The sequence below is a fragment of the Verrucomicrobiia bacterium genome (assembly GCA_035629175.1).
Classification (GTDB): domain Bacteria; phylum Verrucomicrobiota; class Verrucomicrobiia; order Limisphaerales; family DASXHY01; genus DASXHY01.
Genome location: DASPIL010000091.1, coordinates 102,292 through 117,776 on the forward strand (window position 1 = coordinate 102,292; position 15,485 = coordinate 117,776).

The 15,485-nt window shown below is 59.2% G+C and carries 14 protein-coding genes; 8 read left to right on the top strand and 6 right to left on the bottom strand.

Annotated elements, in window-relative coordinates; all coding sequences use genetic code 11:
- Window positions 1-73 precede the first annotated feature (73 nt).
- Complete coding sequence (locus VEH04_15810) at window positions 74-1,309, bottom strand: KamA family radical SAM protein (GenBank protein ID HYG24244.1); 1,236 nt, start codon at window positions 1,307-1,309, stop codon at window positions 74-76.
- 333 nt (window positions 1,310-1,642) lie between these two features.
- Between VEH04_15810 and VEH04_15815 the strand changes: the two genes are divergently transcribed.
- Window positions 1,643-1,801 carry a hypothetical protein gene (locus VEH04_15815; GenBank protein ID HYG24245.1) on the top strand — a complete coding sequence of 53 codons (159 nt, stop codon included), beginning with the start codon at window positions 1,643-1,645 and terminating at the stop codon, window positions 1,799-1,801.
- Window positions 1,802-1,826: 25 nt separating this feature from the next.
- On the opposite strand, the gene VEH04_15820 is transcribed toward VEH04_15815, so the two are convergent.
- Together VEH04_15820 and VEH04_15825 are read right to left on the bottom strand one after the other, a co-directional pair.
- Window positions 1,827-3,167 (bottom strand): hypothetical protein, encoded by a 1,341-nt coding sequence (locus VEH04_15820; protein ID HYG24246.1) that lies wholly within the window; start codon window positions 3,165-3,167, stop codon window positions 1,827-1,829.
- Between the two features lie 9 nt (window positions 3,168-3,176).
- Window positions 3,177-3,521 (bottom strand): zinc ribbon domain-containing protein, encoded by a 345-nt coding sequence (locus tag VEH04_15825; protein HYG24247.1) that lies wholly within the window; start codon window positions 3,519-3,521, stop codon window positions 3,177-3,179.
- 227 nt (window positions 3,522-3,748) lie between these two features.
- Here VEH04_15825 and speY point away from each other — a divergent pair, with 227 nt between their 5' ends.
- The 6 genes from speY to ureG all read left to right on the top strand — a co-directional run bounded on the left by speY (window position 3,749) and on the right by ureG (window position 10,516).
- Window positions 3,749-4,960, top strand: a complete 1,212-nt coding sequence (gene speY, locus VEH04_15830; protein HYG24248.1) for a deoxyhypusine synthase — start codon at window positions 3,749-3,751, stop codon at window positions 4,958-4,960.
- Between the two features lie 642 nt (window positions 4,961-5,602).
- The gene (locus VEH04_15835; protein HYG24249.1) at window positions 5,603-6,451 is read left to right on the top strand and encodes an urease accessory protein UreD; all 849 of its coding nucleotides are present in this window, start codon (window positions 5,603-5,605) and stop codon (window positions 6,449-6,451) included.
- 56 nt (window positions 6,452-6,507) lie between these two features.
- Window positions 6,508-7,263, top strand: a complete 756-nt coding sequence (locus VEH04_15840) for an urease subunit gamma (protein ID HYG24250.1) — start codon at window positions 6,508-6,510, stop codon at window positions 7,261-7,263.
- A 52-nt stretch (window positions 7,264-7,315) separates the two neighbouring features.
- Window positions 7,316-9,031, top strand: a complete 1,716-nt coding sequence (ureC, locus tag VEH04_15845) for an urease subunit alpha (GenBank protein HYG24251.1) — start codon at window positions 7,316-7,318, stop codon at window positions 9,029-9,031.
- A 7-nt stretch (window positions 9,032-9,038) separates the two neighbouring features.
- Window positions 9,039-9,758: an urease accessory UreF family protein gene (locus VEH04_15850; protein HYG24252.1), complete on the top strand. Its 720-nt coding sequence runs from the start codon at window positions 9,039-9,041 to the stop codon at window positions 9,756-9,758.
- Between the two features lie 38 nt (window positions 9,759-9,796).
- Window positions 9,797-10,516, top strand: coding sequence for an urease accessory protein UreG (gene ureG, locus VEH04_15855; protein HYG24253.1), 720 nt, complete (start codon window positions 9,797-9,799; stop codon window positions 10,514-10,516).
- Between the two features lie 4 nt (window positions 10,517-10,520).
- Here the strand turns inward: ureG and VEH04_15860 are convergent, their stop codons facing one another.
- Window positions 10,521-11,006: an adenylyltransferase/cytidyltransferase family protein gene (locus VEH04_15860; GenBank protein ID HYG24254.1), complete on the bottom strand. Its 486-nt coding sequence runs from the start codon at window positions 11,004-11,006 to the stop codon at window positions 10,521-10,523.
- Between the two features lie 334 nt (window positions 11,007-11,340).
- Between VEH04_15860 and VEH04_15865 the strand changes: the two genes are divergently transcribed.
- Window positions 11,341-12,498, top strand: a complete 1,158-nt coding sequence (locus VEH04_15865; protein ID HYG24255.1) for a hypothetical protein — start codon at window positions 11,341-11,343, stop codon at window positions 12,496-12,498.
- 8 nt (window positions 12,499-12,506) lie between these two features.
- On the opposite strand, the gene VEH04_15870 is transcribed toward VEH04_15865, so the two are convergent.
- Together VEH04_15870 and VEH04_15875 are read right to left on the bottom strand one after the other, a co-directional pair.
- On the bottom strand, window positions 12,507-13,940 hold the full coding sequence (locus VEH04_15870; GenBank protein HYG24256.1) for a sigma-54 dependent transcriptional regulator: 1,434 nt from the start codon (window positions 13,938-13,940) through the stop codon (window positions 12,507-12,509).
- Complete coding sequence (locus VEH04_15875) at window positions 13,906-15,381, bottom strand: ATP-binding protein (GenBank protein HYG24257.1); 1,476 nt, start codon at window positions 15,379-15,381, stop codon at window positions 13,906-13,908. The genes VEH04_15870 and VEH04_15875 overlap by 35 nt, the downstream gene beginning before the upstream one ends.
- Between the last annotated feature and the right edge of the window lie 104 nt (window positions 15,382-15,485).

The window sequence follows — 15,485 nt, forward strand, 5'->3', positions numbered from 1 at the left end:
GCCGGTTCGCGCACGCTGAAGCGGCGTGAACGCCGCGGTCCTTGTGGGTTATTGCCTGGCGCAGTGACAGACCTCAGACGAGTTCCGCTTCGTTGACGCGTTCCGGCCGGAACAGCGGCGTTCCGTCGGCAGCTTCGGGATACTCGAACACCTTGCCCTCGTAATTGCGAATCACGACACGGTCGGCATTGCGGCTAAGCACGTATTCCGGACTGACGGGCACTTTGCCGCCGCCGCCAGGAGCGTCGATGACATAGGTGGGAACAGCGTAACCCGTCGTGTGCCCGCGCAATTGCTCCATGATCTCGAGGCCCTTGCGAACGCTTGTTCGGAGATGTGCTGAGCCCGCAATTAGATCGCACTGGTAGATGTAATAGGGTCGCACGCGGCACATCAGCAATTTTTGCACATGCGCCTTCATGAGATTCGCATCGTCATTCACATGCCGCAACAGGACGGTTTGGTTCCCGAGCGGAATGCCCGCATCCGCCAGCCGGCCGAGTGCTTCACGCACTTCTGTGGTGAGCTCGCGCGGATGATTGGAATGCACGCTCATGAACAAGGGATGATATTTCTTCAGCATGGCGCACAACGCGGGCGTGATGCGTTGCGGAAGAAAGATGGGAATGCGCGTCCCGATCCTCAGGAACTCAACGTGCGGAATGGCCCGCAACTGGCTGAGAAGGTGTTCGAGTTTGTCATCACTCAAGAGCAACGGATCGCCACCGCTCAGCAGCACATCGCGGATTTCCGGGTGCTCGCGAATGTATGCGATCTGGCGGTTGAATTCGGGATGAAAATCATATCCCGCGGCGTTGCTCACCAGGCGTGAACGAGTGCAGTAACGGCAATACGCCGCGCAACGATCGGTCACGAGAAACAGCACGCGATCGGGGTAGCGATGAACAAGCCCGGGAACGGGCGAGTGCGAATCCTCGCCACACGGATCGCTCATTTCCCACGGCGCCGTGGCGGTTTCCTCGAGGCGCGGAACGACCTGGCGCCGAATCGGGCAATGTTCATCTGCGGGATCAATCAGATTGAAAAAGTAAGGGGTGATTGCCAGCGCGAGCTTGTGATTGGCGAGCTGCGTGCCGGCGTGTTCCTCGGGCGTCAGCGTGGGCATCAGCATCTGCAGTTGCTGCAGCGTGGTGATGCGGTTCTTCAACTGCCAGCGCCAGTCATTCCATTCCGTGTCCGGAACGTCTTCCCAGAATCCTTTTCCGGCTGATTTGAACTCTTTTAACGATTCGAAACTTCGACCTGCGGGCGGCTCCTCGCCGCTCTCCCGTGGAGTTGCGCTGTGCATTTTCTAGTTATGGTTAGCGCACTATAGATTTGAAGCCCCTCCTGTCAAGCGAGGGGAACTCCCGCGCACCGTGCATCCCGGGAGGTGGTTCACCCGGAGCGCTTTAGCCAGCCGGGCATGCGAATTTCTGACGGGCCGGGATTGCGCAACGTGCGCAAAAACGCTCAGGGAATTCCCTTCCGGCAAATGGTGAAAACCTCGCAGCGAGGCGCTTTACCCCGCGATGAACCCGTTGAACAGCATCGCTTTGCGCCCTTCTGAATTCCCTCAAAGCCATTGGCATCGCTGATGCGAGAGGGGTGTTGATTGCAAAACACGAACTGAATAAAGCCTATGAGAAAGTCTCTTGATGTAATCGCTGAAACCATCCGCACTGCACAACACCCTTTTCCGCATGTGGTGGACCGGCCGCACAAGGAACAAAAACACCGTTACGAACGCCGCAAGGTCAAGGAGTACATTCGCCTGGTCGATTGGGGCGTCGAAGCGTGAATGAGTCGTGCCCGAATGAGCACGCCTAAGGCTGCAGCGCAGATAGAGCAGGTGGATCGGAATCCGCCGCGGCGGCCGGCTTCAGCGCGAGTCGCCGTGCATCCAGCGAGTTGAGCTCGCGGATCATCGAATCCGAAACCCGGTTGCGGATTGGACCGCTCCGCTTGCGCAAGCCAAAGAACGATCCCGAGAAGTTCTGCTCCGACAGATAGGCCGCGAGCAAGGATCGGTAGTCATCGACCACTCCGATCAGCTCCTGCGACACCCGGGGCCGCAGCAGTTCGAGTTGCTGGAGTTTTTGCTGCAACGCGGTTCGCTGGTTCAATCCGTCCCAATCGCGGACGACCACCTGCAGCGGGATCTGGGAACGCCGCGGCATCTCCTGCGGACGCGATCGGACTTCCACAGGCGCCTGCACGATGTTGTCGAGCTTCTCCCAGCTCGCCTCCCAAGTGAAGGTTTGCGCAAGGTCGCGTCCCGTGAATCCAACAACCTGGAGCGCCCACCATTTCTCCACGTCCAGCTGGGTTTTGAAATGAGGACTGAAGCCCGAGAGAAAGGCGAATTGCCAGTTACGATGATTCCCCAGCCGCGCAAGACTGTTGCGCAGGCACGCGCGGCCGTCTTTCAATTGCATCAGCTGGCGAACGAACATTTGCGCGCTCGCCCGGAAAACCTCGATCTCAGGCTCGACTAATTGCTCGCGCCCCGGCCAGCTGAGTTGTTCGAAGGTGAGCGGCGCCTTTCGATGCAATACATAGCGTGCGCGGGCTGATGGATCCGCGCGCCGCTCATTGACGATGAGGCGGTTCAGGATCAATCCGTTTTCGCGGCCGCGCGCGGACGGCATCAGGTAATCCAGTTTTTCCGTGGCGAGAATTTCCTGCGCAATGCCTTCCGCCAGCCAAAGCGGAAGTTCGGCGGCATGGTGGTGCGCATCGCGGTTTGCGATCTCCAGCAGGCAGGCATGCACCAGGGTGCGGACAAACACATGCGAAGTGACCGCGTCCGGCAGATCAATTCGATAGGCCCAGCTGCCAAGCGAGCGCTCCACAATAATCGTCGGCTGCTCGTACGGGGAGCGGGCGGGGCGTGCACGGAGAAAAATTTTGCCGCGCGCGGATCCCTGAAGATCGAATTGGCGCCACGCCGCCTGCTTGATGCGTTCGGCCGCAATAACCTGCACCGCGGGGGCGAGCGGAATGGATGTGTCATCGCCCCTGTAGTAGCGCGACGTGTAACCGCTTGCGCCGGGATACGCGACAAACTGGCCTGAGACGCTGCGAGCCGTCGCGAGTTCCGGACGAGGCTGCGCCGGCGCTTGGGTGACCAGCAGTCCGAAAGCGATGGCGCACAGCGTTTTCACGTCAGGAGTTCAGTCGGGCTTGGAAGCCTTGGGCTTCTTCTCGGTTTTCGCGGGAGCCGCCGCCTTCGTTTCTGCGCCGGGTTTGGAGTCCTTGGCAGGAGCCGGCGCGGTCGCGGCGGCGTCCTTCTTCGCAGCTTCCTTGTAACCTTCGCTGCGATAATCCGTGATGTAGAAACCGCTGCCCTTGAAGATAAGTCCGGCCCCGGCGCTGATTTTTTTCGTGACCTTCCCGCGGCCCCATTTTTTCTTTGCGCACAGGTCTTCCGGGCAAATTGCCAGTGGCTTCTCCGCCATGCTTTGAAATTTTTCGAATTCGTGTCCGCACTTTTCGCAGACGTATTCGTAAGTCGGCATACGCTGCAATGTAATAGAGACCGCGGGCGCAACGGTCAAGCGTCGCGATTCCACCGATGCCAGGCCGGCTCGTCGTGACACTGCTCGTGTATTCTCGCCCTCCTCCACTCTGAGTTGAAGGGAATCATTTCTCGTGTCATCTGCGACGCAACGCCGCAATTTCTTTGTTGGCTTCGCTTGTTCCTTTCGTATTGTGAACAGCACGTTTTTAAGAACAGGAATTCATTATGGCCAGAACTGAACGTCAAAAAATTTCCAATCGCGAAGCGGTCGCGGACATGCCGGATTGGATGAAGGACAAACATTGCCCGCATAAAAAGAAATACATGTCGGGCAAGCGGATCATGCCGAAGAACATCAACGGCAAGGAGAAGCTCGCCTACATCATTGATGAGACGTTCCTGGCCTACAACTCGGCACGTCTCAAGGAAGCCTGCCAGCTCTTCGCGAATCGGATGCTCGACCAGGATGTCACGATCGGCATGAGCATCTCCGGCGCATTGACGCCCGCGGGCCTCGGCTGCTCCAGCATCATCCCGCTGATCAAGGCGGGTTTCGTGGACTGGATCGTGTCGACCGGCGCGAATCTCTACCACGACATGCACTTTGCGCTCAATTACCCGGTCCATTCGGGCAGCTTCAAATTCGACGACACGGACCTCCGCGACAATGATTTGGTGCGCATCTATGACGTCGTGATCCCGTATTCCGACGGCCTCATGGCGACGGACGATTTGCTGCGCGAACTCCTGATAAAGCCGGAGTTTCAGAAGGAGATGGGCACCGCGGAGCTGCATTATCTGATCGGACGCTACTGCGCGGAATGGGAGCGGAAGCACAAACTCAAGGACGTGTCGGTCCTTGCTGCGGCGTATCGTGCGGGCGTGCCGTGCTACACCAGTTCACCTGGTGATTCGACGATTGGCATGAACTTCGCCGGCGTGGAATTGCGCGGCAACAAGCTGCGGGTGAATCCGTCGATCGACGTCAATGAAACCACTGCATTCGTGCTCGGCGCGAAGCGTGGGGGTGGACGCAGCGGCGTTGTGCTCTGGGGAGGCGGCAGCCCGAAGAATTTCATGCTGCAGACCGAGCCGCAGATTCAGGAAGTCCTGCGAATGAAAGAGGTCGGCCAGGATTTCTTCATCCAGGTGACTGACGCGCGGCCTGACACAGGCGGCCTGTCTGGCGCGACGCCGGGCGAAGCGGTGAGCTGGGGCAAGGTGGATCCCACCAAGCTTCCCGACGCCGTGGTTTGCTACACGGATACGACGATCGCAATGCCGCTCTTTACGCATTACGCGCTCGCAAAACACAAGCCGCGCAAGTTGAAGCGGCTCTATGACCAGCGCGGCAAGCTGCTGAAGGATTTGACTCGCGAGTACTTCAAGCACAATGGCGTCAAGATGCTCGACGGCAGCGAGCCTCAACTGGACTGACTTACTAACCCAAACGAGACAACTACTCAGAGCAAGGCCGGGAACTGCTTCCCGGCCTTGTGTTTGTACGATTCGATGATTCGAACTATTGCCGCGGCGTTCCCGCTTCAGAGGCCTTCGGCAGGCGGTCCGCCGGAGGCGGCGGACCGCTGAACGAACGCAGAGCGAAAGGGCGGCAAGGAGAGCCTGGCAATTCATGAAACAACGGACCAATGCGACAGGAGCGTGGTGACATGCACAGACTCTCGTGTCGAATGCGTCTTCATTCTCACTCTCTTCCGCTCGGAGCGGAGGAGAGGTCTGGGGAGAGGAGAGACAGGCGTCGGCCAGAAAAGGTTGTCAGCGCGAATCTGGCCATGCTGTGTAAATTCCGCCAGGAGCATCACGTGATTTCTTTGCGTGGCTGCTCCGCGACCCAAGTTTTATCAAGGCGATTTACTGCGAATTCTGCCCGCTGCAGCTGTTGTGTACGGCTCCGTACACCAGATTGGAGGGCCATGGCACATGCAGTGCTTTTCCGGCGGACATGACGCGTTCTTGCTCATCAAAACGACGCACAATTTTAATCAATGCCACTCGCTCGGCGGTTTGTAGCCGTCATCCTTCGCCGCAATAAGTTGTTTTATCGCGGGCCGCACTGCTGTGAACACACTGCAATCACAGGACCGTGAGCTGACTCGAGCAGGCCGGGCCGCGCTCGAGGTGGGTTTGGTTCGCGGACAGAGCACTGTCGTTTCTGCGTTCGCGACAAATCCCTTGAAGCTGCTGACGCCGCGTGCACGGGGGCAAAGCGTCTGGGCATGCACAAGCAGCTTCGGCGGGGGATTGGTGGCGGGCGACGAAACTCTGCTTGAGGTGCGGATTCGCGCGGGCGCGCGCTGCTTCGTCGGGACACAGGCGTCCACGAAGGTTTACCGTAACGAGACCGGGCTTCCGTGCGGGCACGAGACCCTGGGGTTCGTCGAACGCGACGCGATTCTCGTGTTCGCGCCCGATCCGGTTCAAGCGTTTGCGCTTTCGATTTACCGGCAGAAGCAGGTGTTTCAGTTGTTGCCGGGCGCGGGATTGGTGCTTGTGGATTGGTTTACTTCGGGCCGCGCGGCGCGGGGCGAACGCTGGGCGTTCTCTTTGTTCCAGTGCCGAAACGAGGTGTTCATTGAGGACCGTCGCGTGTTCCTGGATTCTCTTTTGCTGGATTGCACGCGAACCGAGTTGAAGGGCGCCCATCGGCTGGGCCGCTGGAACTGCATCGCCACGGTGCTGCTGGCGGGAACGCCCCTGGAGGAGGGCGCGCAATCCATTCAGTTGGATGTCGCGTCGCGTGCGGTTGGCAAACAGGATGCGCTGATCGTCAGCGCCAGCGCCACCGAGGATGGCGTGCTGGTGCGCATCGCGGGCGAGAGCGTCGAAGCCGTGGGCCGCGAAGTGCAACGGCTTCTGTATTTTGTGAAGGAAATCCTGGGTGATGATCCCTGGGCACGACGACAATGAACAACGCGCGCAAATGCAAAGCGGCATGGCCGCGCTAAACTGAATTCAAACTGGCGATGCATCTTTCCCCACGTGAAATCGACAAGCTGACGCTGCACCAGGCGGGATTTCTCGCGCAGAAGCGGCTGGCGCGCGGATTGCGACTGAACCATCCCGAAGCCGTCGCATTGATCGCCACGCAGTTGCAGGAGTTCATTCGAGACGGCCGCGCAGTCGCTGAACTCATGCAGTTGGGCAGGCATTTGCTTGGACGAAACCAGGTGATGAGCGGGGTTCCTGAGATGATTCACGATGTGCAGGTGGAAGGCACGTTTCCGGACGGAACCAAACTCGTGACAGTCCATCATCCCATCGCGCTGGAAAACGGCGATCTCACACTGGCGTTGCACGGCAGCTTTCTGCCGATCCCTGAGTTGTCTTCGTTCAAACCGGACAAGGAATCCATCCAGCCGGGATCGTGCGAGATCCTGGACGGAGACGTTGAGTTGAATGCGGGACGGGCGGCCGTGGAGTTATCGGTCACCAATCTCGGCGATCGGCCTGTGCAGGTTGGCAGCCATTATCATTTTATCGAAACGAATCCCGCGTTGCAGTTTGATCGCGGCGCTGCCTACGGCAAGCGTCTCGACATCCCGGCGGGCACGGCGGTGCGCTTTGAACCGGGCGAATCAAGGACCGTGCGGCTGGTCGAGATCGCGGGCCGCAAGATCATTCGCGGCGGGAACAATGTCGCCAGTGGGAAGGTTTCGGCAGCGGCAAAGAAGGCGGCCCTGTTGCGCGTAAAACAAAAGCAATTCGGGAACACCCGGTGATTTCCACGATGCCGGCCGCTGCAGTCATTCCATTCTGAGAAAACCACCTTTTATGGCGCATAAAATGAAGCGTTCGCATTACGCGGACATGTTCGGGCCGACGACGGGCGACAAAGTACGGCTCGGCGACACTTCGCTGTTCCTGGAGGTGGAGAAGGATTTCACCAGTTATGGCGACGAATGCAAATTCGGCGGCGGCAAAGTGATTCGCGAGGGGATGGGCCAGGCGGCCGGTGTGGGTGATCGCGATGCGCTGGATTGCGTCATCACCAACGCGCTCGTGCTGGATTGGAGCGGGATCTACAAGGCCGATATCGGCATCAAGGACGGTTTGATTGCCGCCATCGGAAAGGCTGGGAATCCTGACGTGATGGCGGGTGTGACACGAGGCATGATCGTGGGTGTCACGACGGAGGTGATTGCGGGGGAAGGCTTGATCCTCACTGCGGGCGGCTTCGATTCGCACATTCATTTCATTTGCCCGCAACAGGCGCATGAAGCGATTGCGGCTGGATTGACGACGATGGTCGGCGGCGGAACGGGCCCTGCGGTGGGCACCTGCGCGACAACGTGCACGCCAGGTTCCTTCAACTTGCGCATGATGCTGCGGGCGGTGGATTCATTGCCGCTCAATTTCGGATTCACCGGGAAAGGCAACACGGCGTTGCGAGCCGGATTGCCAGAACAGATCCAGGCCGGTGCGATTGGATTGAAGCTGCACGAGGATTGGGGAACCACGCCCGCAGCCATCGATTGCTGCCTAAAGATCGCGGACGAGTTCGACATCCAGGCGACGATTCACACCGACACATTGAACGAATCTGCATTCGTGGAAGGCACGATCGCCGCCTTTAAGGGCCGCACCATCCACACCTACCACAGCGAAGGCGCGGGCGGCGGACATGCGCCCGACATCATTCGAATTTGCGGCGAACCAAATGTACTGCCGAGTTCCACCAATCCAACGAGGCCGTACACGGTGAACACCATCGACGAGCACCTCGACATGCTCATGGTTTGCCATCACCTGGATCCAAATCTGCCTGAGGACGTCGCATTTGCTGAAAGCCGGATTCGAGGCGAAACGATCGCTGCTGAAGATATTCTTCACGACATCGGCGCGATCAGCATGATGAGTTCGGATTCGCAGGCGATGGGCCGAATCGGGGAAGTGATCACCCGCACATGGCAGACTGCCGACAAGATGAAGCAGCAGCGTGGCAGGCTGCCTGAGGAAAGCGGTGACAATGACAACGTGCGGATCAAGCGTTACCTCTCGAAGTACACGATCAATCCTGCGCTCGCCCATGGAATGGCGCACATCATCGGATCGGTCGAGAAAGGAAAGCTCGCCGATCTGGTGCTTTGGAAACCGGCGTTCTTCGGCGCGAAACCCGAGATGGTGATCAAGGGCGGAGTAATTGCGTGGTCACAGATGGGCGATCCGAACGCGAGCATTCCCACGCCGCAACCTGTGATCATGCGGCCCATGTTCGGGAGCTTTGGCAAGGCTTCGGGCCCCTGCGCGATTTCGTTTGTCAGCCAGGCTGCGAAACAGCGTGGCGTTGGAAAGTCGTATGGCTTGAGCAAGCGAATCGAAGCGGTGAAAGGCTGCCGCATTGTGAGCAAGCGGGACATGAAGTGGAACAACGCCCTGCCGAAAATCACTGTCGATCCTGAAACCTACGAAGTCCGCGCAAACGGTGAGTTGCTCACGTGCGAACCCGCAAAAGTGCTGCCGCTCGCGCAACGATATTTTCTTTTTTGACAACAGCATGGGGACCCGATTGCAACCACCTGAAATCTGCGCGCCGCAGCCAATTGAAGGATCGCCGAACGCGACGGAGCGTAACGAATGGCTCGTCTGGCAATTGGTGGATTCTGCATTTCCGACGGGTGGCTTTGCGCACTCAAACGGCCTCGAAGCGGCCTGGCAACACGGCGAGGTGAGGAACCGCGCGGAGTTGGTCTCGTTCACTGAAGCCAGTCTGGATCAACTTGGACATGCTTCCCTGCCGTTTGTGACCGCGGCCTGGACCGAGCCGCAACGGCTCCCTGAATTCGATGCGCTGTGTCACGCGTTCACATCGAATCATGTAGCCAACCGTGCGAGCCGTTTGCAGGGAAAGGCATTCTTCAACGCAGTCCGAAAAGTGTTCCTGGGCGAGCGAGCGGCGGCTCTCCAAGACACCCCGTGGTCGCACATGGCGCCCATGTTCGGCGCCTGTTTGCGAGAAGCCGGAATCGACCGCATCGCGGCGGGTCGCATGTTCGTCTTCCAGCACCTGCGTGGAACCTTCGCCGCCGCCGTGCGGCTGAACATTGTTGGTCCCATGGACGCGCAGGTTCTGCAGAATTGCCTGTCAGGCGTGGCGGAAGCCGTGCTGGCCCGTTGCGGCTCGCTCTCGTTGGATGACCTCGCCCAGACGGCTCCGCTGCTGGACCTGTGGCAGGGTGCGCAGGATCGACTGTATTCCCGGTTGTTCCAGAGCTGAATGTCGGGATCGCGGAACGATTAAAACGAAACACGAACATGAAACTCCTTCTGCATTATCATCACAGTGACGCCAACGGTCACAGTCATCGCGGCGTATTCGACGAACGCGACCGGCCGCTTCACCGCGATTTCCGCGAACGCGCGTTTACGGTGGGCATCGGCGGACCTGTGGGCAGCGGCAAGACGGCGTTGACGCTGCAGTTGTGTCTTCAGTTGCGCGAACGGATGAACATCGCGGTTGTCACCAACGACATCTTCACGCGCGAGGATGGCGAGTTCCTGACAAGGCACAACGCGCTGGAGGCGGAACGCATTCGCGCGGTGGAAACGGGCGGCTGTCCGCACGCCGCGATCCGCGAAGACATTTCTGCGAATCTCATGGCACTTGAAGACCTGCATCAACGATTCACGCCCGACATGTTGTTCATTGAATCCGGCGGCGACAACCTCGCGGCGTGTTTCAGCCGCGAGCTTGCAGACTTCACGATTCAAGTCATTGATGTGGCGGGTGGCGACAAGATCCCGCGCAAAGGCGGGCCGGGCATCACGCAAACCGACCTGCTGGTGATCAACAAAACGGATCTGGCTCAGGCGGTCGGAGCGGACCTGACAGTAATGGAGCGAGACACTTTGAAAATGCGGGGCGCTGGGCCGTTCGTGTTTGCGCAGGTGAGGAACGGAGTGGGGGTGGAATCGATCATCGGCCACATTCTTCACGCGTGGCAGCACGCCATGGGGGTGGCGCATCCGCATTGAAGCGTTAGAGTTTTGCGATCTTCGAGAGGATCGACGTCGTCGATTTTCCGGGCACGATCGGAAGGATCGCCACCGTGCCGCCTGCGCTTTCCACCGCGCGGCGTTCGTCCTGGTTGATCGTTTCCAATGTGTAATCGCCGCCCTTGACGTAAACATCCGGTTGCGCGCGCATGAGGAATTCCGTGGCAGTTTTTTCGGGGAAGACGCAGACGCCGCTGACACTTTCCAGCGCGGCGAGGACGATGGCGCGATCGGATTCGGAGTTGACCGGACGCGAAGGACCTTTCAACTCGCGGACGGACGCATCGGCGTTCAGCCCGATCAGCAGGGCATCGCCAAGGTCCCGGGCCATTGCGAGATAGGTGACATGGCCTGGATGCAGAATATCGAAGCAGCCGTTTGTGACGACGAGTTTCCTGCCCGCGTGACGCAACTGCTGGCGCCAGCCAGGAAGCTGCGCCGCGGTAAGGATCTTCGCCTGAAATTGCACGGGCGCAGTGTGTCCGAGGTGCCGCCCCAGCGCAACCGTACGAGTTCGGAAGGAGATTACCCGTCTCGCACGCGGTGAACGTGGATGAATACGGATTCAAAGGGAAAACAGGTTTCCGCGAATTCCACGAATTTGCGCGAATCGAAGAGAGGAACTTTAACCACGGATGAACACGGATCTGAAGAAAAGTGCGGAACCGATAAAAGCTGAAAACTGAAGCCATACTGGACAGGACAACCAGCCCCGCAGGAATATCCGTCAGCCAGCATTGAGCTTTAAGCCGACCCTGCGCAATGCGTTTCGACAGCGTTGCGGGAGTGGCTTAGGTTGGGGCATGGAAACCACCGTTGATCAGATCCAGGGACTGGAACGGAAGCCCGCAAACACCCCGCTGCGCTACAGTGGCGAAGTTGTTTATATCTACGCCTTCGACGTCGCGTACGAAATGTCGCGCCAGCCCGTGAGGGAATTGCTGGGCCAGCCCGTGGCGCAGTTTGTCGTGGATGCCAGCAAGCGGAGTCCGCGGCAGCTCTTTTTTTATCGGCCTCAAATGGTCCGACTCCCGCCGCTGGAACGGATTGGCCCTGGCGGACCGGTGCGTGCCGAGTGCGTGGTCAAACTCCTTCCCGTCGGCGCCATCAGCATCACAATGCGCGTGCCGTTTGAGGTCGATCGCATCGATGACCTCATTCGATTCCACGACCTTCAGTTCAGCAACGGGTCCCTGCACGAGGAAGTGCGGCGGCTGGCAGAGGAGGTGCGCCGCGAATTGTCGCCTTACTTTGTGCGCCCCATTGAGCGGATCGTGGAGGAGGAGGCGTACACGGTGTTCTGCATCGAATCACCGAAAATTGACGACGCGCGGCGCATCAACGCTGAGCAATGGTGGCGCACGCATCGGCGCGCGGTGGCGTCGCTGCTCACACAGGGACCTGACGTGGATCATCTCTCGCGGCAGGAAGCGGACGAATCGACGGGGCGTTACCTCAGTTATTACGAGCACGACCTGGTGGTGATTGACTGGGATGCGGCATTGATCATGGACGAGCGGAAACACTTCGATGAAACGCTCTACATCATGGAACTCGCCAATCTGCAGCTGGCAGAGCTCGAGGCCTATGACCGCATTCTGGACGATTCATTGGAGCGTTCGTATCGCGATCTCAGCACGCGCTCGACCCGCGGGCGTTCTGCGACGCTGAAGGATCTGCGCGAGCTGCGTGTGGATCTGGCGCGGTTCAATGACGAGCTGTCGAACATCACGAAGTTCTTCGGCGACTGGCATCTCGCGCGCATCTACGAGAACATTGCCGCACGATTTCACCTCGCCGACTGGCACAAGACGCTCGATCGAAAGTTGCAAACGCTGGACGACCTCTATCAGATGCTGAGCCACGATCGAACGAACCGCTGGATGTTGATCCTGGAGGCGACGATCGTCCTGCTGTTCATCATCGACTTGATCGTGCTGTTCATGGGCCTGCAGAAATGAGGGCGGGTTCACCCCGGTTCAGGACCGTTGGTTGAACCGGGATGCAGGCCGAACTCGCTGAGCTTTTCGCGCATTTTCAATCGCGTGACTCCAAGCCACCGCGCGGCCTTGGCCTGGTTCCCCTGGGCAAGCTGGATTGCCTGGCGAAACAATTCAGGTTCCATTTCGCCAATCATCATGGAATAGGCGTTCTCGGCTTCGCCGCGTTGCACGCGATCGAGGAGGTCGGCCACGTAGGCCGTGTGAGTCTGGCTGCCGGCCGCTGGCGGTTTGCGGTCGCGATTCACCACCTGTTGGACGTGCTCGAGGCTGATGCCGAACGGCCGCGCCATGAGCATCGCGCGGCGCACCACGTTTTCAAGTTCCCGCACGTTGCCGGGCCACGGCTGGGTTTGCAGCCAGGCAATTGCATCGGGTTGAATGGACGATGACTCCATTCCGAGTTCGCGCGCGTAGCGGCTGATGAAAAACTTCACGAGCTCTGGAATGTCTTCCACACGCTCGGACAGGGCTGGGAGGGTGATCGTCACCACGCTGAGCCGATAAAGCAGATCTTCCCGGAATTCGCCTTCCTGGATTGCGGCTTCCAAATTCCTGTGCGTTGCCGCGAGCACGCGGACATCGACGCTGATGACCTCATCGCCTCCCAGCCGCTGGAAGGATTTTTCCTGCAGCACCCGCAGCAGCTTTGCCTGTGTGTTGGGCGCAAGGTCTCCGATCTCATCCAGGAAAATGGTCCCGTTTTGCGCCTGTTCAAAGCGTCCGATGCGGCGTGTGTGCGCTCCACTGAAGCTTCCGCGTTCGTGTCCGAACAGCTCGCTTTCCAGCAGCGTCTCGGGAATGGCGGCGCAATTCACGGCGATGAACGGCTCGCTGGCGCGATTGCTGTGCTGATAGATCGCCCGCGCGATCAGTTCCTTGCCAGTGCCCGTGGCACCGCGAATCAGGACCGTAACGGGCGTTGCCGCGACCCGCCCAATCTCCTTGTAAATGTTCTGCATCACGCGGCTGGTTCCCACGATCGCGCGCGGGGAACTCCGTGCCTCGCCGATCTCGATGGATTCCGACATGCGGCGCGAGCTCGCGACGGTTGCTGCCGCGAGATCGAGCAGTTCATCCGCTTCAAACGGCTTCACGAGGTATTCGCACGCGCCGAGTTTCATCGCCTCGATCGCTGTTTCCGTGGTGCCATGGGCGGTCATCATGATGATCGGAAGCTTGGGCTTCGCGGCGTGCAGCTTCGCAATCAGTTCCAGGCCGCTGAGGCCCGGAAGACGCAGGTCCGTGATGACGAGGTCGCAGTTGCGCTGCTTTGCCTGCTCGAGGCCGTCATCACCGCGCCGCGCAATGGTCACGTCATAGCCTTCGGCAGACAGGACATTGTGCAGAGCCGACGCGGTGCTGGGGTCATCCTCGATTAGGACTATGTTCGCTTGCTTCATTTTCAAGGCCTGGCAAGACCACCTCGAACGTGGTGCCGTAGTTCAGTTCGGTTTCGTAGCGCAGAATGCCGCCGTGCTTCTCGACGATGCGTGCCGAGATGGCGAGGCCAAGTCCTGTTCCACCTTCCTTCGTGGTGAAGAACGGGTCAAAGAGCCGAGCCTCGACTTCAGGCGGAATGCCGTTGCCCGAGTCGGCCACTGCCAGTATCACGACAGAGCGGTTGCGTCCCTCGAGTTCATCGGTGCCCCGGCTGATGCGCAAGGTAACCGTCCCATTGCGGCCAATATTTTCAGCCGAGTTCTGCACGAGATTGATCAGCACCTGTTTGATCTGCTGCGCGTCGGCATACACCTCCACATTCTCGTCTGCTTCCAGCTTGAGTTCTATGGCGGACTTTTCCAATTGCGTCCGGAATAGCTCGTGGACGCCGCGGGCGATCTGGATGGCGGAGATTTTGGCGAGGCGCGGTTCCGACGGCCGCGCGAATTGCAGGAAGTCCTGGACGATCCGCTCCAGGCGGTTGATTTCGTTGCCGATGATGGCGGCGTCCTCGTGCTGCGCAACGGCCGGCAGTGATTTGCGCAGGCTGAACAGGCGGAACTTGATTGCGGTGAGAGGATTCCGGATTTCGTGCGCAACGCCTGATGCAAGGATTCCCAGCGAGGCGAGCTTCTCCTGGCGTTCAATGATCGTCTCGCTCTCGCTTAAGCCGACGCGCAATGGCGCGATCATCCCGCGGTAGACCAGGAGAGCGAGCGCGATGGCGAGCCCGAGGATCAGGGCGGAACACAGCTTGAGCAAGCGCTGATGGTTGATCAATGTGCGCTGGGTTTCATCGAGGAATTCGCTGAAGCCCTGCCGTTGTGCCTTCACCAGGTTGTCGCACAATGGAAACACGCTGCTCGAAATCTCCCGCACCTTCCGGTACAGCGCCTCAAACCGGATTTCTTCGTCCTCGGGAACAGCCGACGTTTGCGCGAGCACCTCCATCGCATTCGTGACGTAACGGTCGTATTCGGCTTCGGCCTGCTTCAAAATTTCAAGTTGCCGCGAAACCTGCAGGCTTTTGAGAAGCTGCACGTCGACCATCTGATCGAGGTGAAAGCGGTTGGTCTCGATCCACAATTTCAACTCGCCCGCTTCATCAGTGAAGGCGCTGCGCAGCAGGGGATCGCGCGAAACGCCGTGCTGCAGGAGTTTGTCATTCAGGCTGCGGATGGCGCCGCGGAGATGCACGCCCAGGTAGAAGCTCTCGCTTTTCACCGCGGCGTGCTCCTTCTGAAGTTTGTCAAGCTGGCTCCAGAGGCTGCGGGTGATCCACGAAAGAAGAATGGTTCCGCATGCCACGACGAGCATGAAGCCGACAAACCGGATTTTCACCTGCGGCACGAGCCGGGTGATTCTCCGGAACCCACCAGTGGAATGATTTGTTCCTGTCATCCTGATTTTACAGAGGGCGTTTCAATGATTTTCCCCGGGACAGCCAATTACTTCGCCCCGTCCGGACGTTGTTGGCACGCCGTGTGCCAATAAGATCGCACGCC